This is a genomic window from Paucisalibacillus globulus (assembly GCF_900184735.1).
Taxonomy (GTDB): Bacteria; Bacillota; Bacilli; order Bacillales; family Amphibacillaceae; genus Ornithinibacillus; species Ornithinibacillus globulus_B.
In genome coordinates, this window is sequence record NZ_LT855386.1 from 53,323 (window position 1) to 74,943 (window position 21,621).

20 protein-coding genes are annotated in these 21,621 nt (G+C 35.2%); all 20 read right to left on the bottom strand.

The features are described 5' to 3' along the window. Positions 1-6: 6 nt before the first annotated feature. Positions 7-939 (bottom strand): stage V sporulation protein K, encoded by a 933-nt coding sequence (spoVK, locus tag BN999_RS02415; RefSeq protein WP_096269808.1) that lies wholly within the window; start codon positions 937-939, stop codon positions 7-9. 124 nt (positions 940-1,063) lie between these two features. Beyond that, positions 1,064-1,288 (bottom strand): RNA chaperone Hfq, encoded by a 225-nt coding sequence (hfq, locus tag BN999_RS02420; protein WP_026907553.1) that lies wholly within the window; start codon positions 1,286-1,288, stop codon positions 1,064-1,066. A gap of 42 nt (positions 1,289-1,330) precedes the next feature. Next, positions 1,331-2,263, bottom strand: a complete 933-nt coding sequence (miaA, locus tag BN999_RS02425) for a tRNA (adenosine(37)-N6)-dimethylallyltransferase MiaA (RefSeq protein ID WP_096269809.1) — start codon at positions 2,261-2,263, stop codon at positions 1,331-1,333. A gap of 26 nt (positions 2,264-2,289) precedes the next feature. Beyond that, positions 2,290-2,742 (bottom strand): Dps family protein, encoded by a 453-nt coding sequence (locus tag BN999_RS02430; RefSeq protein WP_096269810.1) that lies wholly within the window; start codon positions 2,740-2,742, stop codon positions 2,290-2,292. A gap of 95 nt (positions 2,743-2,837) precedes the next feature. Next, complete coding sequence (gene mutL, locus BN999_RS02435; protein WP_096269811.1) at positions 2,838-4,700, bottom strand: DNA mismatch repair endonuclease MutL; 1,863 nt, start codon at positions 4,698-4,700, stop codon at positions 2,838-2,840. A gap of 15 nt (positions 4,701-4,715) precedes the next feature. Then, positions 4,716-7,319, bottom strand: a complete 2,604-nt coding sequence (gene mutS, locus BN999_RS02440) for a DNA mismatch repair protein MutS (RefSeq protein ID WP_096269812.1) — start codon at positions 7,317-7,319, stop codon at positions 4,716-4,718. A 106-nt stretch (positions 7,320-7,425) separates the two neighbouring features. Further along, positions 7,426-8,004: an outer spore coat protein CotE gene (cotE, locus tag BN999_RS02445; protein ID WP_096269813.1), complete on the bottom strand. Its 579-nt coding sequence runs from the start codon at positions 8,002-8,004 to the stop codon at positions 7,426-7,428. A gap of 233 nt (positions 8,005-8,237) precedes the next feature. Then, complete coding sequence (locus BN999_RS02450) at positions 8,238-8,666, bottom strand: RicAFT regulatory complex protein RicA family protein (protein ID WP_096269814.1); 429 nt, start codon at positions 8,664-8,666, stop codon at positions 8,238-8,240. Then, positions 8,667-10,244, bottom strand: coding sequence for a tRNA (N6-isopentenyl adenosine(37)-C2)-methylthiotransferase MiaB (gene miaB / locus BN999_RS02455; RefSeq protein WP_096269815.1), 1,578 nt, complete (start codon positions 10,242-10,244; stop codon positions 8,667-8,669). It abuts the gene before it with no gap. Between the two features lie 828 nt (positions 10,245-11,072). After that, positions 11,073-11,333, bottom strand: coding sequence for a stage V sporulation protein S (locus BN999_RS02460; protein WP_026906194.1), 261 nt, complete (start codon positions 11,331-11,333; stop codon positions 11,073-11,075). Positions 11,334-11,453: 120 nt separating this feature from the next. After that, positions 11,454-12,251: a TIGR00282 family metallophosphoesterase gene (locus tag BN999_RS02465; protein WP_096269816.1), complete on the bottom strand. Its 798-nt coding sequence runs from the start codon at positions 12,249-12,251 to the stop codon at positions 11,454-11,456. Between the two features lie 125 nt (positions 12,252-12,376). Then, positions 12,377-13,948, bottom strand: a complete 1,572-nt coding sequence (rny, locus tag BN999_RS02470) for a ribonuclease Y (RefSeq protein WP_096269817.1) — start codon at positions 13,946-13,948, stop codon at positions 12,377-12,379. 264 nt (positions 13,949-14,212) lie between these two features. Continuing rightward, positions 14,213-15,253, bottom strand: coding sequence for a recombinase RecA (gene recA, locus BN999_RS02475; protein ID WP_096269818.1), 1,041 nt, complete (start codon positions 15,251-15,253; stop codon positions 14,213-14,215). Between the two features lie 176 nt (positions 15,254-15,429). Further along, entirely contained in the window at positions 15,430-16,674 is a 1,245-nt protein-coding gene (locus BN999_RS02480) for a competence/damage-inducible protein A (RefSeq protein ID WP_096269819.1), read from the bottom strand. Beyond that, positions 16,674-17,252: a CDP-diacylglycerol--glycerol-3-phosphate 3-phosphatidyltransferase gene (gene pgsA, locus BN999_RS02485; RefSeq protein ID WP_096269820.1), complete on the bottom strand. Its 579-nt coding sequence runs from the start codon at positions 17,250-17,252 to the stop codon at positions 16,674-16,676. The genes BN999_RS02480 and pgsA overlap by 1 nt, the downstream gene beginning before the upstream one ends. Before the next feature lie 71 nt (positions 17,253-17,323). Beyond that, positions 17,324-18,262: a helix-turn-helix domain-containing protein gene (locus BN999_RS02490; protein ID WP_096269821.1), complete on the bottom strand. Its 939-nt coding sequence runs from the start codon at positions 18,260-18,262 to the stop codon at positions 17,324-17,326. A 21-nt stretch (positions 18,263-18,283) separates the two neighbouring features. Then, the gene (locus BN999_RS02495; protein ID WP_096269822.1) at positions 18,284-19,072 is read right to left on the bottom strand and encodes a DUF3388 domain-containing protein; all 789 of its coding nucleotides are present in this window, start codon (positions 19,070-19,072) and stop codon (positions 18,284-18,286) included. A gap of 167 nt (positions 19,073-19,239) precedes the next feature. Next, complete coding sequence (locus BN999_RS02500) at positions 19,240-19,497, bottom strand: DUF3243 domain-containing protein (protein WP_176481853.1); 258 nt, start codon at positions 19,495-19,497, stop codon at positions 19,240-19,242. Positions 19,498-19,610: 113 nt separating this feature from the next. Next, positions 19,611-20,327, bottom strand: a complete 717-nt coding sequence (gene ymfI, locus BN999_RS02505) for an elongation factor P 5-aminopentanone reductase (protein WP_096269824.1) — start codon at positions 20,325-20,327, stop codon at positions 19,611-19,613. 9 nt (positions 20,328-20,336) lie between these two features. Next, positions 20,337-21,620 carry an EF-P 5-aminopentanol modification-associated protein YfmH gene (gene yfmH, locus BN999_RS02510; RefSeq protein WP_096269825.1) on the bottom strand — a complete coding sequence of 428 codons (1,284 nt, stop codon included), beginning with the start codon at positions 21,618-21,620 and terminating at the stop codon, positions 20,337-20,339. Position 21,621 lies beyond the last annotated feature (1 nt).

The window sequence follows — 21,621 nt, forward strand, 5'->3', positions numbered from 1 at the left end:
ATGTCGCTACAAAATCGAATCAATATCATCTAATTTCAAATCATTTCCTGTCAGCACTATAAGTTCGTCTGGTGATATATTATCTTTATAAAGTAATCTTACTGCCTGCATACGTATAGCATGTTCAATTACATTTCGGATAAATCGGGCATTGGAAAAGTTTCTATTTATATTGTTCTTTTGTTTATAGAGGTAATTTCTTAATTTCCATTCTGCGTCCTTTGATAATTGATACTCTCTATCAGATGCCATTCGTCGAGAGATTTCAAGCAATTGATCAACCTCATAATCTGGAAATTCAAGAATGAAAGGAAATCTTGATTTTAGCCCCGGATTCAATGTTAAAAAACGGTCCATCTCATATGGATAACCAGCAAGAATTAATACAAAGTCATCTCCATTATCTTCCATATGTTTGACTAGGGTGTCAATCGCTTCTTTACCAAAATCTCTTTCCCCGCCCCTGGCTAAGGAATAAGCTTCATCAATGAATAGAATCCCACCCATTGACTTTTGAATTAAAGCACGAGTTTTTTGTGCAGTTTGACCAATATATTCACCAACCAGGTCAGCTCTTTCAGCCTCAATAAAATGTCCTTTAGAAAGTAGATTCATATCAAAATATATTTTAGCTAACTTTCTAGCCACTGTAGTTTTCCCTGTACCTGGATTTCCCTTAAATAACATGTGCAATACTTGCTTTGTATTTGTGAGGCCCATTTGAGTTCGCTTTTCATTGATAACAATAGAAGCATAGATTTCTTTTATTTTCTGTTTTAGATTATCCATTCCAACAAAATTAGATAATTCTTGATCAATATGAGCAAATGGGTCTTTTCCAATGTATTCTTGTTGAACATTATCTAGTTTAGCAGCGTGATTATCTTGTAAAACAATATTAATTTTTCCATTTTTATGATGAATCCTTTGAGTACCCAACTTTATCACTCCTTAGTCATCTTATTATACGTAAAGGGTAATAAAGTTGTGACAAATGCCTATATCTTACTTGAAGCATGTAATGCAAACCAAAAACGAACGCTATCAAAGCGTTCGTTATAGTCTACTCTTTATCCAGATTTACATTTTTAGAAGGTGCAAAAGTGGAAATAGCATGTTTAAAAATTAATTGCTGTTTACCTTCTGATTCCAATAAAACTGTAAAATTATCAAAAGCTTTGACAATGCCTCTTAACTGAAAACCATTTGTGAGAAACACGGTAACGGAAATATGCTCTTTTCGTAATTGATTTAAATATTGATCCTGAATGTTCACAGATTGTGCCACCTGATTTTCCTCCTCTTTTCTATCTATACTATATATTTCTACTTAACTTTCAATAAATCCTGCTAAATCCGTTAAAATGTCGTTAAATTTTTCGGTCATGGTTGATGGAGTCAGTTCGTACCAATTTACATCCATTTTGTTTTTAAACCAAGTGTATTGCCGTTTAGCATATCTCCTCGAATTTCGTTTCAACAATTCAATTGATGTCTCTAAAGGGACTTCTCCAGTAAAATAAGGGATTAATTCTTTATAGCCTATTGCTTTCATTGATTGATAGTTTTCATAACCTTTCTCAATTAAACCTTTAACCTCTTCCAATAATCCTTCTCTAACCATACCATCAACTCGTTGATTAATTCGTTTATAAAGTAACTCTCGATCCATTTCGAGTCCTATTAATAAACTTTCATACGGGCTACTACTTGCCTGTTGCTTTTGATACTCTGTCATGGTTAAACCGGTTTTTTCAAAGATTTCTAACGCCCTAAGGACTCTTCGGAAATTATTGGGATGAATTTTTTCTGCTTGGTTAGGATCAATTGTCTTCAATCGATCAAATAATGGCTCGATGCCCTTTTGATTCATCTCATCTTCTAACCTTTTAGTTAAAGCATCATCTCTCTTTTCTTTAGAAAAATTGTAATTCTGTAGAACTGCTTGTATGTATAAACCACTTCCTCCAACAATAATCGGAATGTGGTTTCTTGCTGAAATTTCTTCTATATATTTCTGAACATAGTATTGAAAGTCTGCAACAGAGAAGTCTTCATTGGGGGACTTGATGTCAATCATATGATGCGGTATTCCTGCCATTTCTTCTTCCTTTATCTTGGCTGTACCAATATCCATCCCTTTGTACACCTGCATGGAATCACCACTGATAATTTCCCCACCAAACTTTTTCGCAACCTCTATACTAAGTCTAGTTTTCCCAACAGCAGTTGGACCGACTATCGCAATAACTTTTTGTTTCATTCAACTTCCCCTAATAATTAATCTTTTTATTCCTTATAAGCACGATATGCAGATAGCATCCAAACATATTTTTCATAACTTCCTAAAAGTGATATTAATAAATCTTTTGTTGGTTCATCACTTCGTTCGTCTGCAAGTGTAAATCCGACTTCACGTATTTCAGTAATAAGCTGCTTATAATCTGCATGTAGTTGGTCGATTATTTCGTCTTCTTCATCATCCGCATTAGCTTCTACTAAAGTAGCTTCTTTTAAATACTTAGACATAGTAGCAAGAGGTTTACCATCTATCATTAGAATCCTCTCTGCAACTTCATCAAGGTCATTTGCAAACTTCTTATACATCTCTTCAAATAATGTATGAAGCCCAAAAAAATGTCTTCCCTGGATAAACCAATGATAACGATGTAATTTTACATACATTACAAATTGGTTCGATAATAATTGATTTAGGAAATTAATTAATTTTTGATTTTCCACTTGTACTCCACCTTTTTTAAATCATAGAGTGCTTATTTTCCCTATAAAATTACACTTATGATTAGGATTATCGAAGTACAGTGGAAATATACCTATTACATCACTCGTTTAAACATTTTTTCTAACTCATAAGTTGTAAAGTGGACGATAATTGGGCGTCCATGTGGACAAGTAAATGGATCAGTTGTTTTTCTTAGGTCTTCTAGTAAACGAAACATATCATCATGATTTAAAAAATGGTTAGCTTTAATGGAACGTTTACAAGACATTAGAATCGCTGCATCTTCACGAATAGATTCTACATCAATTCTTTCATCATGCATGATTTGTTCGATCATTTCCCTAATGACTTCTTCCTCAAATCCTTTAGGAAACCAATTTGGATAAGACCTGACTATATAAGACTGATTCCCAAAGCTTTCAAAAAACAGACCCACTCCCTCTAATTCAGTTTTATAATGTTCTATAAAAATGGATTCTTGCTTTGAGAATTCAAAGGTAATTGGGATTAGTAATTCTTGAACTTCTTTAGTTGTTTGCCCTAACTTCTTCTTAAAAAACTCATACTTTATCCGTTCTTGCGCTGCATGTTGATCAATCATAAAAAATCCATTTTCATTTTGCGCTAAGATATACGTGCCATGTAGCTGACCAATTGGATACATAACCGGAACACGATCTTCTAATGCAAGATACTCTTTTTTATCATGTTCCCGTTGTAGTTCAAACGTTTGTTTTAAAGTCTCTGTAGATAGTTCCTCTTGTTGGATTTCATTGTCACTAGCTACGGATTGTTTCTCTGCGATATTATGGTCTTCTTTATCCTCTTGTTGGAAGAATGACTTATTCATTTCATTAGCAACCACATTCATTTGTGACTCTTTTACAATAGGTTTAGTTGAATCGAAATTGAAAGTGGGCTGAAAACTTTGCTTATGAGTCTCTTTCGGTTTTTGTTCTAATTCAGGAATTAATCTTGTTTGTCTAAAGGTTGTCCGTATTTGTTCCTCAACTAATGAATACAATTCTTTATCCTTACTAAACCTTGCTTCTAATTTCGTTGGATGTACATTAACATCCACGAGTATGGGATCCATATTAACTTGTAAAACAACAATTGGAGATCGACCAATAGGTAATAAAGTATGGTATCCACGGATGATAGCTTGTGTAATTGGGATACTCTTTATATACCTCCCGTTTAAAATAATGGAAATGTAAGACCTTGATGCTCTAGTTATTTCAGGTTTTGCAATATACCCTTTAATATTAAAGTCAAGAGTCTCCACATTAATCGGTACCATTTTTCTTGCTACACCCATACCGTATATTTGAGCGATTACTTGAAGTAGGTCGCCAGTACCAGGAGTTTTAAATAAAGATTTTCCATTATGAGATGCTTCAAAACGAATTTCGGGATGAGACAAAGCTAGTCTATTTAACAGATCTGTTATATGTCCAAGTTCCGTATGAATAGTCTTCATATATTTCAAACGAGCAGGGGTGTTATAGAATAAATCAGATACGGTTATTTCTGTACCCTTTCTAGCATTACTTTTACCCCTCTCCTTTACTTCGCCACCCTCTAGGGACAGATAAGTTCCAGCAGAGTCTCCCTGAGATGTCTTTATGGTTAACCTACATACAGATGCTATACTAGCTAGAGCTTCACCACGAAAGCCTAATGTATGCACATGAAATAAATCTGACTCATTGCGAATTTTACTAGTTGCGTGACGTAGGAAAGCCCTTTCTACATCGTCTTCAACCATACCTTCTCCATTATCAGTAATTTTAATTTGTTCTAATCCCGCTTCTAGAACATCAATTTTTATCCAGGTACTACCAGCATCAATACTGTTCTCAACTAACTCCTTTACCACCGATGCTGGTCTTTCGACAACTTCTCCTGCAGCTATTTTATTTGCTAAGGTTTCTGGCATTTGAAATATCTTCATTAGAAAGAACCCTTTCTATTTACTACTTTGTACTCTTTTTTTACTTAACTTTTGTAAACGATGTAATGCATTCATTGCCTCTAATGGAGTCATATCAAAAAGATCTAGCTCATTTAACTCTTTTAGAATCTTGCCTTCTTCGCCTGATACTGTATTTGTATTCAATACCCTTTGATTACTCTCTTCAACGAAAAATGATAATTGATTAGACTCGTTATTTGTTTCTTTCAAATCTTGTCCTGAATCAAAGCTTTCTAATTGCTCCAATATTACACTTGCTCGATTAATCAACTTATCCGGCAAGTTTGCAAGCTTAGCGACATGAATGCCATAACTTTTATCTGCAGCACCATCTTTAATTTGGTGGAGGAATACGACATTTCCTTCATGCTCTTCAGCACGAACATGGATATTCTTTAACCTAGGAAGATTTTCCTCTAAGGCCGTTAATTCATGGTAATGGGTTGAGAATAATGTCTTTGCACGAATATTGTTATGAATATACTCAACTATCGCCTGCGCTAGCGCCATTCCATCATAAGTGCTAGTTCCACGACCAATTTCATCAAGAAGAATTAAACTCCTATCAGTAGCATTTGATATTGCATGATTAGCTTCGAGCATTTCCACCATAAAGGTGCTTTGGCCAGATACAAGGTCATCAGCAGCTCCGATGCGGGTGAAAATTTGGTCAAAGATTAAAAGCTCTGCCTTTTCACAGGGTACAAAGCAGCCTATTTGACCCATAATAGCAATCAATGCCAATTGCCTCATATAGGTGCTTTTTCCAGACATATTTGGCCCAGTAATTAATAATACATTTTTATCATTATCTAACAAGATATCATTCGGCACAAATGTACCATCATCCATTACTTTCTCTATGACAGGATGACGACCATTTTTAACTTCTAATTTATCTTTTGTAAAATTTGGTCGCTGATAATTATTCGTTTCACTTACGGTTGCAAATGATTGTAAAACATCAATTTTACTAATGATATCTGCTAGATATTGAATTTTAGGAATGTGTGACTTAATATTTTCCCGTATTTCTGTAAATAGTTTGTACTCTAAGTCTACACTTTTTTCTTCCGCTTCTAAGATTAATTGCTCTTTTTCTTTTAGTTCTGGTGTAATAAAACGTTCTGCATTGGTTAATGTTTGTTTACGCTCATACTTACCTTCAGGTAGCAAGTGTAAATTGGCTTTTGTGACCTCGATATAATAACCAAAGACACGATTATAACCAATTTTTAAGGACTTAATATTAGTTTCTATTTTTTCTTTTTGTTCCAATTCTGCTATCCATTTCTTACCATTTCGTGAAGCATATCGATACTTATCCAATTGATTATCATAGCCATCTTTAATAATATCTCCCTCTTTAATGGAGATAGGGGGATCCTCCACTATACTAGCTTCCAAGGTATCTACCACTTCAGTTGGATATTCTAGTTGCTCAGCTAGTTGAGTGATTACTTTGTTATCAAAAGATGAAAGAATTTCCTTTATTTCTGGAATTCTATTCAATGATTTCTTAAGTTGTATTAGGTCCCTGGCATTTACATTTCCAAATGCAATTCTTCCAGCTAAACGCTCTAAATCATACACAGATTTTAGGCTCTCACGTAATCTATCCCGTTCTAGAAATCCATTGTAGAAGCCTTCTACTGCCTCAAGTCGATTTTCTATTTGAATCTTATCTAATAATGGACGCTCTAACCATTTTTTTAACATTCGGGATCCCATTGCTGTTACTGTTTTATCTAGAACCCATAATAAACTACCGTGCCTTCCCTTTCTTAGAATCGTTTCGGTTAGCTCCAGATTCCGCTTCGAATACATGTCCAGAGATAGATAAGCATTGAGTTCAAGTATCTCCGCTTGTTTTAAATGATCTAAGGAACGTTTTTGTGTATGTTGAACATAATTTAGTAAGCGACTAAAAGCTTTCACTAGGAGTTCATCGGTCAAATTTTCACAAATATTACGATACTCTCCATTAAAAGTAACCTCATCTTGATATGATAATGTTACTTGTAATCGGTCTTTTAATTGTTCTTGAAGTTCCTCTGATAAATTAGATGAAACCACAATCTCTTTTATTGGTTGATTATAGAGTTCATGTATGACGCGATCAAATTCAGAATTAATATGAGCAATTTTACTCTCTCCAGTTGATAGATCACAATAAACAATAACAAATGACCCATCCTGAAAATGTGATAGACTTGCAATATAATTATTGTTCCGTTCATTTAACATAGTGCTTTCCATAACGGTACCGGGAGTGATAAGTTGTACAACTTCACGCTTAACTACTCCTTTTGCCGTTTTAGGATCCTCTACTTGCTCACAAATAGCTACTTTATACCCTTTCTCCACTAGATTCTTTATATAGTTTCCAGCTGAATGATAAGGAACACCACACATTGGAATCTTGTCCTCTTGTCCAGCATCACGTTTTGTTAAGGTAATCTCCAATTCTCTAGACGCTTTAATAGCATCTTCAAAAAACATCTCATAAAAATCGCCTAATCGAAAGAATAAAAATGCATCTTTATGATCTGCTTTAATTCTTAAATATTGTTCCATCATTGGTGTATATTTTGCCATTACAAAATCCTCCAAAAACCTACATATTATTCTATTATTATAGCATAAAATGTCCTAACTACCGTGAGTAAAAAAAAACTTACGAGGAACATCCCCCGTAAGTTTTCTAATCTTTACTTCTTGAACTCGAGCTACTCTCAAGGAAATCTGGTTTTAAATCGCTTAACTCATCCTCTGTTACAGCATAATCCCAGCTTTCATCATCATGATGTTTGAATCCTCTTGGTTTAACTTTAACGTAAATTTTTGTTTCGCCAACTACTTGAACCATAAATTCTCTCTCAATGTCTACAAGAATCTTATTTCCTTGATTTGCAATTCTGCATTCCAAGCAATTTGGTTGTTGTAGCACTTTACAAATCACATCGTAATCATCACTTATGCAATTTTCATCTAATACCCCCAGAGGAATATAGTCGCAGTACGTTACCCTTTCCGTAACTACCTCTGTTTTTGTATTATCATTATAGGAATACCAAATATTAATGTCATAGCTTCCATTAACTTCAATGGTATCTTCTGATTTTTTATTTGCATTATATAGATGATTTATAACCCAGCATCCTAAGATACTTGTAGGTCTATGTGATGGCGAAATGGAATGAGTAGCTTGCGTGAATTTTTTACCTTTGCCGATAACCGCTTTTGTAATAATTTCTCGGTAGTCTTTATCTAGAAAACTCATAATTACGTTTACCTCCTCTTTTTTCATAGTCATTTTATGCAAGACAAATACCTAATGTTCATGATGAATCCATGAAAGGTAAATAATTAATGATTTTTTTAGGCGAAAACCGTTACATGATGTTGGTTACAGGGACTTAAGGAATAATAAAAAAGCTAAGCATGATAATTCATTTGCTTAGCTTGTAAATTAGTTTATTAGGTTTTGATATCTAGAAAGACAATGTTAAAACTTTAATGATCACAGCCTACGTTATTTTTATCTGCTGCTGCTGTTTTTCCAGATAATGGATCTCCGCCGGTTGATTCGATCACTTTGTTAGTTACTTCTCGAGCGATTGTACCTGAAACTAGTTGTAATACATCATTAACCACAATTTGTGTTTCTTTAAATTCTTGAACAATAGGAATCTCATCTATTTCTGCTTGTAAACGATCGATTTCATCTTCAATTCGTTTTAATGCTTCTCTTTTCTCATAAGCTTGGAAATTAACTGCTTGCTTTTGCAAGGTTTTAATTTTTTGAATTAATTTCGTTACTTTTTGATTTTCATTTAATTTCGCTTCTACTTGTTTAAAACGCTCAATTTCTTCTGTATTAGCCAACATCTCTGCAAGTTTTCTTGCTTCTTCTAGTACTTGTGTGCGAGTAAATTCTGCCATTTATTTCACCTCTACCGTATTTTCAACCATGACTCCGTTTAAGGACCATGTCTTAGTCTCCGTAATCTCAACATCTACAATTTTACCAATTGCAGATTTAGGGCCTTTAAAGTTCACTAGTTTGTTCTTTTCTGTATAACCTGCTAAAACATTTGGGTCCTTTTTGCTTTCCCCTTCTACTAACACCTTTACAGTTTTGTTTTTATAGGACTTCATGGAAGCTGCTGACTGCTTGTTAACAAGTTCATTTAAGCGATATAGTCGTTGTTTTTTCACTTCTTCTGGGACATCATCCTGCTTTTTGGCAGCTGGTGTACCCTCACGTGGTGAATAAATAAAAGTATATGCCGCTTCAAAACCTACTTCTTCTACAAGTGTCATCGTTTCCTCAAACTGTTCTTCTGTCTCGTTTGGAAAACCAACAATTATATCAGTTGTAAGGGTTGCATTTGGTATAGCTTTACGAATTTTACGTACTAATTCCAAATAGTCCTCACGAGTATATTTACGATTCATACGTTTCAAGACTTCACTGCTTCCAGATTGGACTGGCAAGTGGATATGATCAAGTAAGTTTCCACCTTTTGCAAGTACTTCAATTAGATGATCATCGAAGTCTCTAGGGTGTGAAGTAGTAAAACGTACTCTTGGAATATCTATCTTATGCATATCATCCATTAAATCACCGAAACGATAATCGATATCCTCAAAGTCTTTCCCATAGGCATTCACATTCTGTCCAAGTAGTGTTATCTCTTGATAACCTTGTGCAGCTAAATGACGAACCTCTTGAATAATATCCTCTGGACGACGACTTCTCTCTTTACCACGCGTCATTGGAACAATGCAATATGTACAGAATTTATCACATCCATACATAATATTTACCCATGCTTTAATATTCCCTTTACGTACTTTCGGAAGGTTTTCTATAATGTCTCCTTCCTTAGACCATACCTCTACGACTTGTGCTTTACTAAACATTGCTTCTTGCACAAGGTTTGGTAACCGGTGAATGTTATGGGTACCAAATACAATATCGATATGTTGATGTTTCTTCATAATACGATCTACAACTGATTCTTCCTGTGACATACAACCACATACACCAAGAATTAAATCTGGTTTTTCCAGTTTAAGAGGCTTTAAGTGACCAATTTCACCGAACACTTTATTTTCCGCATTCTCACGTATTGCACATGTATTGAGTAAGATTAGGTCTGCTTCTGATGTCTCTGTTGTAGATTCATAGCCCATTTCCGTTAGGATTCCAGCCATGACCTCTGTATCATGTTCGTTCATTTGGCAGCCATAAGTTCTAATTAAAAATTTTTTCCCTTGGCCAATAAGTTGAACATCCTCTGGAATTTGAAAGTCGTAGTGAAATTGAACTTCTTCTCTACGACGCTTTCTAGCTTTCTTTAGATCAGGTGGTTGATAACTAGTTTGAAAATACTTAGCTATCATATCATCACTAGAAATGTTTTTAATTCGGTCGATATTATCTTTCTCAGAAAGTTTATCCGCAGAATGAACTGGGTTAATTTGAGCTTGTTCAAGACGTTGCTTCTCGTTCATGAATCGATCTCCTTTCTATCTATAAAAAGAAAAATAGTATATGTATAGTTGTTCATTATAACAGTATAAAGCCTTTTTGGGATTTTAACAATAAATGTGAGAAACAGACACAATAAAACCACAAAAAATGAAGACTGTTTGAATAAAAGTCATTATTATAATAGCCTATTGTTTTCCCCTACTTTGAATCAATTAAATATTAGATAGGAACTGTGCGGTAACTACGGATTTTGGGTAGAGCAACATACCCGCTACGGAAATACACTCCGCTTTCCGCGGGCGGCTGGTGAGCCTCCTCGCGCTTACGCACTGCGGGGTCTCACCGAAGCCTATCCTCCCGCAGGACAAGGAACGCTACGAAAGCGATACATCGCACGCAGAAAAAGTGATTTTCTTTTTCAAGGAGTCTCCGTGTATTTCCTTCGCTAGTATTGTGTGAAAAAAATAAGCGATTAAAACCAACACTATAATTATTTACTAACTTAAGTTAGAAAACCTAAACTAGCGCAGGCAGAATACGGAGACTCCTCGAAAATAAAGAACAATTTTCTTCGTGCGATGATTATGCTGCCGAAGCATTCCTTGTCCTGCGGGAATAGCACGTGTCCGAAGACCCCGCAGAGGTGAACTTTCCTCGAGGAGGCTGAGGCCGGGCCCGCGGAAAGCGAAGTATTCTGCCGGAGCGGTGTCGTACAGCTGTACCCAATAACTAATTCTTTTGTAATTAAACTAGTTACCGCGCCGTTTCTGTAAAATGCTAACAAACTGTATCAAAGTCAAAATAAAAAAGTGCTGCGTTAATACGCAACACTATGTAAGTTATTTCAATTATCTAGGTTCTACAATTAATTTAATTGCAGTCCTTTCTTCATTATCTATCATGATATCTGTAAACGCTGGAATACAAATTAAATCTACTCCACTAGGTGCTACAAACCCTCTTGCGATTGCAACTGCTTTTACGGCCTGGTTTAATGCTCCAGCGCCAATAGCCTGAATTTCCGCTGTGCCACGTTCGCGTAATACGTTCGCAAGTGCTCCCGCTACTGAATTTGGATTTGATTTTGCTGAGACCTTTAATATATCCACTACTAGTACCTCCTTCATTTCCTATTATAGTTCTACTGATACTATATTCTGGGAGACGTTAGCTTATAACCATATTATGCATCAAAGATTCACAAAATTCAAATTACCAAAGCCATATACTTAGGAGAAGAAAGGGTTATCCTCATTGATCATAATTCTTTCGATCTTTGTTGCGTTGCCTGTATCTTCATTAACTGATATCAAAACTCCATTGAGTTGCGTGCGACCTGCTTCGTCAGGTTCAAAACGAACTGGTAAACTAGTTAAAAATCTCTTTAGAACAGCGTCCCGCTCAACCCCTAGAATTCCATCATAAGGGCCTGTCATACCTACATCAGTAATATATGCAGTGCCACTTGGTAAAATACGATTATCTGCAGTTTGGGTATGTGTGTGTGTACCTACCACAGCACTTACCCTTCCATCCACATACCAACCCATTGCTTGTTTTTCACTCGTTGCTTCAGCATGAAAATCAAGGAATATGATGTTAGTCCTTTTCTTTGCTTGTTCAATTAGCTCATCCGCTTTTCTAAATGGGTCGTCAATTGGAGGCAAAAAAGTACGACCTTGTAGATTTAGTATTGCAATTTCTTTCCCATTCATATTAAGAAAAGTAATCCCTTTACCAGGCGTACCAGTTGGGAAGTTGGCAGGTCTTATTAGATTTTTTGCATCATCAATAAATTCAAATATATCCTTTTTATCCCAGGTGTGGTTCCCCATTGTTATTATATGTGCTCCCCACTCCATAAATTGCTTATATATCTTTTCGGTTATACCTTTTCCAGAAGCTGCATTCTCCCCATTAACAATGACAACATTTGGTCTATACTTTTCTTTTAATTTAGGTAAATATTCCTTTATCATATCTCGTCCTGGTGAACCAAATACATCACCTATAAATAAAATTTTCATTACTTTAATCATCCTATCGTTGGTATGTATGTCAATAACTTTAGTTTTCCATAATCACTATTTAAAGTCAAAGTTATCGAAAACAAAAAAGTGGGGGTGTTCATCCCCCACTTTCGCAGTCTTATTTATTTTGCATATTCAACTGCTCTTGTTTCACGAATAACGGTCACTTTGATATGACCTGGGTAATCAAGTTCGCTCTCAATACGTTTACGAATATCACGTGCAACTCTTGCAGAATCAATATCGTCTATTTCATCCGGCTTTACCATGATTCGAATTTCTCTTCCGGCTTGAATTGCAAATGATTTTTCTACACCTGCAAACGACTCGGAAATTTCTTCAAGCTTTTCTAATCGCTTAATATAATTTTCCAATGTTTCACTTCGAGCTCCAGGGCGAGCGGCAGATAGTGCATCTGCAGCGGCAACTAAAACAGAAATGACGGAAGTAGGTTCTTCATCACCATGGTGTGAAGCAATTGCATTAATGACCACATCGTGTTCTTTGTATTTCGTTGCTAGCTCTTTACCGATTTCAACGTGGCTTCCTTCAACTTCATGATCAATTGCTTTACCAATATCATGAAGTAATCCAGCTCTTCTAGCTAATCTTTCATCTTCACCTAATTCAGCAGCAAGCAGTCCTGATAAATACGCAACTTCTGTTGAGTGTTTTAATACATTTTGACCATAGCTTGTACGATATTTTAGACGACCAAGTATCTTGATAAGATCAGGATGTAGACCATGTACTCCTACTTCAAACGTTGTTTCTTCTCCAACTTCTCGTATATATTCGTCAACCTCACGACGAGCTTTATCCACCATTTCTTCAATTCTTGCTGGGTGAATTCTGCCATCCTGTACGAGTTTTTCCAAAGCTATACGAGCAGTTTCTCTACGAACAGGGTCAAAACCAGATAATATTACAGCTTCTGGTGTATCATCAATAATTAAATCGATTCCAGTTAAAGTTTCTAATGTACGAATGTTTCGACCTTCACGACCAATAATACGACCTTTCATTTCATCATTTGGAAGATTTACAACAGATACGGTAGTTTCAGCAACGTGGTCCGCAGCACAACGTTGTAAAGCAAGAGACAAAATACTTTTTGCTTTCTTATCTGCCTCTTCCTTGGCACGATTTTCAGCTTCTTTAACCATTATCGCTGATTCGTGTGCTAATTCCTTTTCAAGCCGCTCTAAAATGATACTTCTTGCCTGATCAGTAGTATATCCAGAAATGCGTTCAAGCTCAGTTTGCTGCTCTTGTAGCATTGATTCCACTTTGCTTTCCATTTCTTCAATTTGTTGTTGTTTTTCTGTAAGCGATTGATCGCGCTTTTCTAGCGTGAATTCTCGCTTATCTAATGTTTCACTTTTTCTATCCAGATTTTCTTCTCTTTGCATCAGGCGATTTTCTTGCTTTTGTACTTCAGAACGACGTTCACGTAATTCCTGCTCTGTCTGCTGGCGAAGCTTATGATTTTCATCCTTCGCCTCAAGAAGCGCCTCTTTTTTAGCGGCATCTGCATTTCGATGTGCCTCTTCAACTATTTGCTTTGCTAGATTTTCCGCACTAGAAATTTTAGCCTCAGCAATAGATTTACGAATCAGATAACCAACAAACAAACCGACTATAAGGGAAATTACGATAAGCAAAATGGAGATGAGTAGATTTGAGTCTTCCACGTTTTCACCTCCTCTTGCTATAGAATTGTTTTGATTCGTTCATTCATTCAAATTGTCGGTGTGTACCATATTCAATGAATAATTTAAACTACGTATAATAAAAAATATAAAATTATACAAATTAATTTTATCTGTCTGTAAAAATAATGTCAAGGAATCGACAAAAAAATTATATTAGTTTTCTGAAATTAGTAGTGTAAAAAAGGTGTATCCCCTTTTTACAACTGTAACATAGCTGTAATATGAGGATACACCCTTGAAAAATTAAACATCTAGTGTTTCTTGTGTTGCTTCTTCATCATGGCGTAATTCGACTTCATCATCTAATTTGTAGTGATCTCGAACTGCTTGATGAATTTCAGACATAATTTCCTTATTTTCTTTTAGGAATTGTTTAGCATTCTCTCTTCCTTGTCCTAGTCTTTCCCCTTCATACGCATACCATGCACCACTTTTTTGAACAATGTCGAGGTCGGATCCGATATCTAGAATTTCACCTTCAATTGAAATACCTTCTCCGTACATGATATCTACTTCTGCAGTTTTGAATGGTGGAGCAACCTTATTTTTAACCACTTTAATTTTTGCTCTATTTCCAACCATATCGTTACCTTGTTTTAGAGTTTCAGCACGACGAACTTCAAGTCTGACAGATGAATAGAATTTTAATGCACGTCCACCAGGAGTAGTCTCTGGATTTCCAAACATTACGCCAATTTTTTCACGTACTTGGTTTATGAAAATGGCAGTAGTTTTTGATTTATTAATGGCACCTGAAAGTTTTCTAAGTGCTTGTGACATAAGTCTTGCTTGAAGACCCATATGTGAATCTCCCATTTCTCCCTCAATTTCTGCTTTTGGAACCAATGCAGCTACTGAGTCAACAACAACAATATCAACTGCTCCACTACGTACTAATGCTTCTGCAATTTCAAGTGCTTGTTCACCTGTATCAGGTTGGGATAATAAGAGCTCATCTATATTAACACCTAATGCTCTTGCATAAGTCGGATCTAAAGCATGCTCTGCATCTATAAATGCAGCTTGTCCTCCTTGTGCCTGTGCTTCCGCGATAGCATGTAGAGCAACAGTCGTTTTACCTGAAGATTCAGGGCCGTAAATTTCTATAATTCTTCCTTTCGGATAACCACCAATACCTAATGCAATGTCCAATGATAATGAACCACTCGATGTAGTTGCTAGTTTTTGGCCTGCTTGTTCTCCTAACTTCATAATAGAACCTTTACCAAATTGTTTCTCTATTTGTTTCAAAGCCATATCTAAAGCTTGTTTTCTATCACTCACCGAAACTACCTCCTTAAATTAACTATATCTATCATACATTGTTTTTGTCGTTTTGCCAAGTAAAAAACGAATAAATGTTCTCATGTTTTTAATGGTTTTTTTAAAATAAAATTCGACTATAGGGAGTAATCAAGTCCTATAATCGAATTTTATGCAATTTAAACTAGCATATTTAATTATTTTAATAGATTTAGTAAAAGTTCATTCCCCTTTATAACTGCTCGATCACGAATTCTATCCCTATTTCCACTGAATTCATACTTGTGAACGATATGCTTATTGTTTCTGATATAAATTGAGATATAAACCGTACCCACTTGCTTCCCTTCAGTAGAGTCAGGTCCAGCAACCCCAGTAAAACTAATACCAATAGATGCGTCTAACAAATCAGCAACATTCTTTGACATTTCCAGTGCGCATTCTTTGCTAATTGTACCTTGTTTCTCAATCGTTTCATTCGATATTTTTAATATATCTCGCTTAACGGAGGTATCATAACAAACAATTGAACCTCTACAAACTTCAGAGGCACCTGGAACAGAAATTAATTTTTCAATAAACTTTCCACCAGTGAGGCTTTCTGCGGAAGCAATTTTATGCTGTTTCTCTTTAAGTTTTGTATTAATTACGTGTTCCAGTGTTTCATCGTCCATACCATAGTAATAGTCGCCAACTCTAGATAAAATCTCTTCTTTGACTCGATCAAGTAATTTAAATGCATTAATTTCTGAGCTTGCTTTAGCGGTTAAACGAATAATAACCCCGCTATCTTGTGCTAAAGGTGCGATTGTTGGATTTTGTTGTTTATCCAAAATATCTTTTAATTCATATTCTAACTGTGATTCACCGATTCCTATGAAACGGAGAATGTATGACTTAATAACGTCATTTTGCTTTAATGCTTTTCTTAAATATGGTAAAACCTGTTCTAACAACATGGACTTCATCTCACGGGGAACGCCTGGTAGGAACACCCATGTAGTGTCTTGATGTTGAATAATCATTCCAGGTGCCATTCCAACAGTATTATTAATAACTGTAGCATCTTCAAATACTCTTGCTTGTTTTCGATTGTTTGGAGTCATATCAGTATTATTTTTTTTGAAAAATGCTTCAATATACTCCATTGACGGTTTATGTTCAATCATTTTTTTTCCACTAATTAATTGAAAAGCTTCTCTAGTTAAGTCATCATCTGTTGGACCCAAACCACCCGTTACAATGATTACGTTAGACCTATTCTCTGCCAGTTTAAATGTATCTTTTACTCGCATTAAATTATCACCTACAACTCCATGATACATCACATTTATACCATGTAATGCAAGTTGTTCTGATATCCATTGTGCGTTAGTATTAGCGATTTGGCCGAGGAGAAGTTCTGTCCCTACAGAAATAATTTCAGCATTAATTTCTTTCATTATTTTGAATCCCTCATGACATGCCAGTTTTTAGCGAAATAATCATAGCCTGAGAGGACGGTAAAGAATAGTGCAAGATAAAGCATTAACGTGCCAAATGGAAAGTCAATGTAAGAGAATGGAAAGTTATGTAACAGTAAACTAGCAATTGCAATCATTTGAGTGGCAGTTTTAAGTTTACCCATTTTCCCAGCAGCAAGTACAATTCCCTCACCGGCAGCAACTAAACGCAATCCTGTAACAGCGAATTCTCTACTTATAATGACAATAACAACCCATGCTGGTGCAACTCCCATTGCTACTAACATAATTAATGCAGAAGAAACTAATAATTTATCTGCAAGTGGATCTAAAAATTTCCCTAAATTTGTAACAAGATTATACTTACGAGCATAATGACCATCCACCCAATCAGTTGCAGCAGCAAAAATAAATATTAATGCAGCGACAAAATGGGAAACAGGCAACACACCATCTCCAATATCCCATTCTCCCCAATTAAATGGAATACTCATGATAATAATAAAGATGGGAATTAATAAGATTCTTGAAACGGTAATTTTATTTGGTATATTCATTGATTTGACTCCTCCTAATTAAAAGGTAGAAAACCCTTCTACAGCATTATAGCTTCTAGAAGGGTTTTATCCTACTCATTTGATTCTACAACATTTAACCATAGTCGTTGAAGATCTGCTCCACGTTGGTTTGGATCAACAGGATATTCAAATTCAACCCCATTTATCGTTATGGCTAAGCTTGGTGCATGCCCAACATTTAGAAAAATACGTTTTTCCCCTGTAAGTTCTACAGATAGTGGCTCTTCAGGAGTGACAAAACCACTAAAGAAACTTTTTTCATCTCCATTCTTTACATCGAGCCACACTTTTTGACCAGTTGCATTAAATTCAACATTTAATGTGTCACCAACATTTAATAGTTCTAATTCAGAAGTTGGGGAAGGCACACTACCCTGTTCAACAACATTGATACTAAGTTCCGGTTCCTTTTCTTCAGTTTCTTCCGATTCAGTATCACCAGTATCATTAGTATTCTCTGATTCTGCATCAGATTCTTCTTCCTCTGAATCTGTATTAGAATCTGCATTATTTGCATTATTTTCAGCATTGTCACTTCGATAAAATTCTCTATCCTCTGTTTGTTCAGGCGAAGACGAAGGATCTTCTGGTTCATTTGATTTTGTAATAAACCACCAAGCTAAAAAGATAATACCAACAATTAATATAACAACAATAACAGTTGGGATAAATGAAAAAACAGCTGAACTTTTACTTGGCATATTATCTTTTCTCGAACGATGAATCCTTGTATACTGTGTAGTTGTGTCCTCTTCAGGTGAAGGAATATCCTCTTTAAAATCCTCCATTAATTGATTTGGATCTAATCCGACCGCTATTGCATATTCCTTTATAAAGGCTTTTGCATAAAATTTTCCAGGCAGAATAGAAAAATTCTCCTCTTCAATTGCAACAAGATATCTTTTCTGTATTTTTGTTGTATCTTGTAAAGAATCTAATGAGATGTCTTTTTCCATTCTAGCTTCCTTAAGTCTTGCACCTATTCCCATATATAAACACCATCCAATTTATTAATCGAACATTGAAAATCCATTGCCCCCGCTAAATTGTGAATTTTCGACTACTTCATATGTAATCTCTTCATTCTCATCACTTCGTAGTTCTATAATATAGTCAAAATCATCAATATTATACTCTGTAGATTGGACAAATATATCCGGATGTTCCACAACTTTAATCGCAGGAAGCTGCATAATTTCTCTAATTAGCTGCCAGTGTCGTTCATTGGCTCTCTGTTTTGAAACGATGCCATCGATAATAAAAATATTATCAGAACTATATTCCCCTTCAATTAATTGGCTTCTGACCGTTTGCTTTATCAATGTACTGGAAACAAACAACCATCTTTTATTTGCACACACACTAGCCGCAACAATAGATTCTGTTTTTCCAACCCTTGGCATACCTCTTATTCCAATTAATTTATGGCCTTCTTGTTTATACAATTCAGCCATGAAATCCACAAGAATTCCTAGTTCATCCCGTACAAAGCGTACGGTCTTCCGATCATCTGCATCTCTATGTATATATTTCCCATGTCTAACGGCGAGGCGATCCCTTAATTTTGATTTTCTAATCTTTGTTACAATTATTGTCTCCATCGTTTGTAAAATCAATTTTAAACGCGTTATTTGTTCCGTGTTATCTGCAAGTAACAACATGCCTCTTCGACCGTTTTCGACACCGTTTATTGTAACAATATTTATTGAAAGCATACCCAGCAAAGAGGATATCTCTCCCAATAATCCAGGGCGATTAATTTGAATTTCATATTCTAAATACCACTCTGTTTTTGCCACTCAAAAACTCCCCTTTGCCAAATTAACCAAAATGTTCCTATATGTACATAATATATGATTTTACCTATTGTTTAAAGACATTTCATAAAAATAAATACAAATGATTCTAATTGGAACATAAAAGAAGCTACGATTCAGGCGTAGCTTCTTTTATGAACATGTTTAACTTAACTGTTTGCTTCGTTTTGTACTAATTTCACCATTGAATTAGCAATTGCTTGCTGTTCTTCTTTGGAAGCAGCATTCCAAAGTTCACGAAGAACCGCTTCTTCGCTATTCTTTGCTTCGACACTTTTTGCAAGATAATCTCCAACCTCATAAGCAACTTGAGATATAGTTTGTTGTGACATACCTTGCGATTGTGCTTGTTCTAATCTATTAGCCAAAAAATGCTTCCAAGAATCAAAATTATCAAGAACAGACATTTTCATTCCTCCTTCTCATGATACATGCATAGTATTTGATTTTATTTAGTGTTTATGCATGTTTCATTTAAAGGAATCAGGTACTAATTATAACTTTAGCAGTTATAGTTATTTCATTGCCAACCACCGGCTACTCTTAGTATCTCACCATGAATATATCCTGCTTTATCACTTAATAAAAAGCTAACTGCGTTTGCAACGTCTTGAGTAGATCCAGCACGATTTAATGGAATATCATCAACTAAGATACCTTTTTCTTCATCTGATAAAGGATTCATCTTCGTATCAATAAAGCCTGGGCTTATAGCATTAATAGAAACCCCACTGGGTCCTACTTCTTTTGCAAGTGCCTTAACAAAACTAATCTGTGCTCCTTTAACAGCAGAGTACACTACTTCGTGACTAGCACCTACTTCACCCCAAATCGAAGAAATCAATATAATGTTGCCAGATTTTTTCTGGATCATTTCAGGCAAAATTTCTTTAACAATGGAAAAAGGTGCCTTAACATGGATAGATATGATTTCATCCATAATATTATCTGGGGTATCTTGAAAAATTCCATAATAAGCAACACCACTTGCGAATACAATAGAATCTATCGGATAATAAATTTGGGAAAGAAGATTCTTTATCCCTTTATCTGATGTCAAATCAGCTTGAACTGTATCCAGTATCGCATCACTTGGCAGTCTTCTCTGAATTTCCTCAATCGCTGTTTTGTTTTGGTGATAATGTAAAAGTAACGTATATCCTTCCTCACCTAATTGAGAAGCGATAGCACTTCCTATATCCCCACTTGCACCAATTATTAAGACATTTTTCCCCATAGTTTCTCCTTAACCTGCAATAATTTTACTAACACCTAGTCGGTCATCACTAATCCAATCTTTTAAGAATTCATTTGCATCTTTTACAGTTAATTTCTGAATAAAAGGAATTAATTCAAAGTAATCAACTGCAACCGTGTTGTAGTGTATAAATTTACTTGCGATGTTTTCTAATGAATTCATGGAACGAAGCAGCTGACCAATTTTCTTCCGCTTCATTCGTTCGAAGTCTTCCTCAGCAATCTCATGTGATTGGGTCGATAGTAACAATTCCTTAATTTTCTCTACAAATTGATCGGGATTATCAGAGTTTCCTCCAATAATCGAATATCCATAATTCTTATCTAGATTCGTCTCAAAATAAAAACTGGAATCAATAATATTCTCTTGATATAGTTGCTCATAAAACTGTCCACTCTTTGAGAAATAATATGAAATGATCATATCCTGTAATAGATCTTTTTTTACGAAGTCGTCACCTGATAGTTCTTTGTAGGATTCTTTTATTCCTACAGTACACTTTGCCACAGAAACAGGCATATTTAATGTAATTTCTTTTTCTGCAACTTCTACCGGTTCTTCTGGATAATTACGTTGTATTTCCTCTAACTTGGAAAATTGCTTCTTATTTTGGTTTTCTTTGATAAGTGTCATCATGGAATCAGGATCAAAATTTCCAGCAATAAAAAACGTCATATTTTCAGGATGATAAAATGTATTGTAACAAGTGTAAAGGTCATCCTTGGTAATTTCACTAATCGATTCAACAGTCCCAGCAATATCAATATTTACTGGTGTTTCTTTAAATAAACTTCTCAATGTACCCATAAAAGATTGCCAATCAGGCTGATCATCATACATTTTGATTTCTTGACCAATAATTCCTTTTTCTTTTTCAACTGATTGCTCTGAAAAGTATGGATCTTGGACAAAATCCAGTAGTGTCTCTACATTCTCTTCAATGTTTGAAGTAGCAGAGAATAAATATGCAGTTTTGGTAAAGGAAGTATAAGCATTAGCAGAAGCACCCTGCTTCCCAAAATCAGCGAAAACGTCTCGATCTTTCTTTTCAAATAACTTATGCTCAAGAAAATGAGCAATACCATCTGGAACGGTTATTTCTTCTGATTCTCCAATTGGAACGAATGTTCTATCTATCGAACCATAATTTGTTGAAAATATCGCATACGTTTTTGACATTTGTGGTCTTGGTAACAGATATACGTCTAAACCATTTTGTAACTTCTCATGAAATAAGGTCTCTTCAATAAGGCTATACTCTTTTTTGTCCATA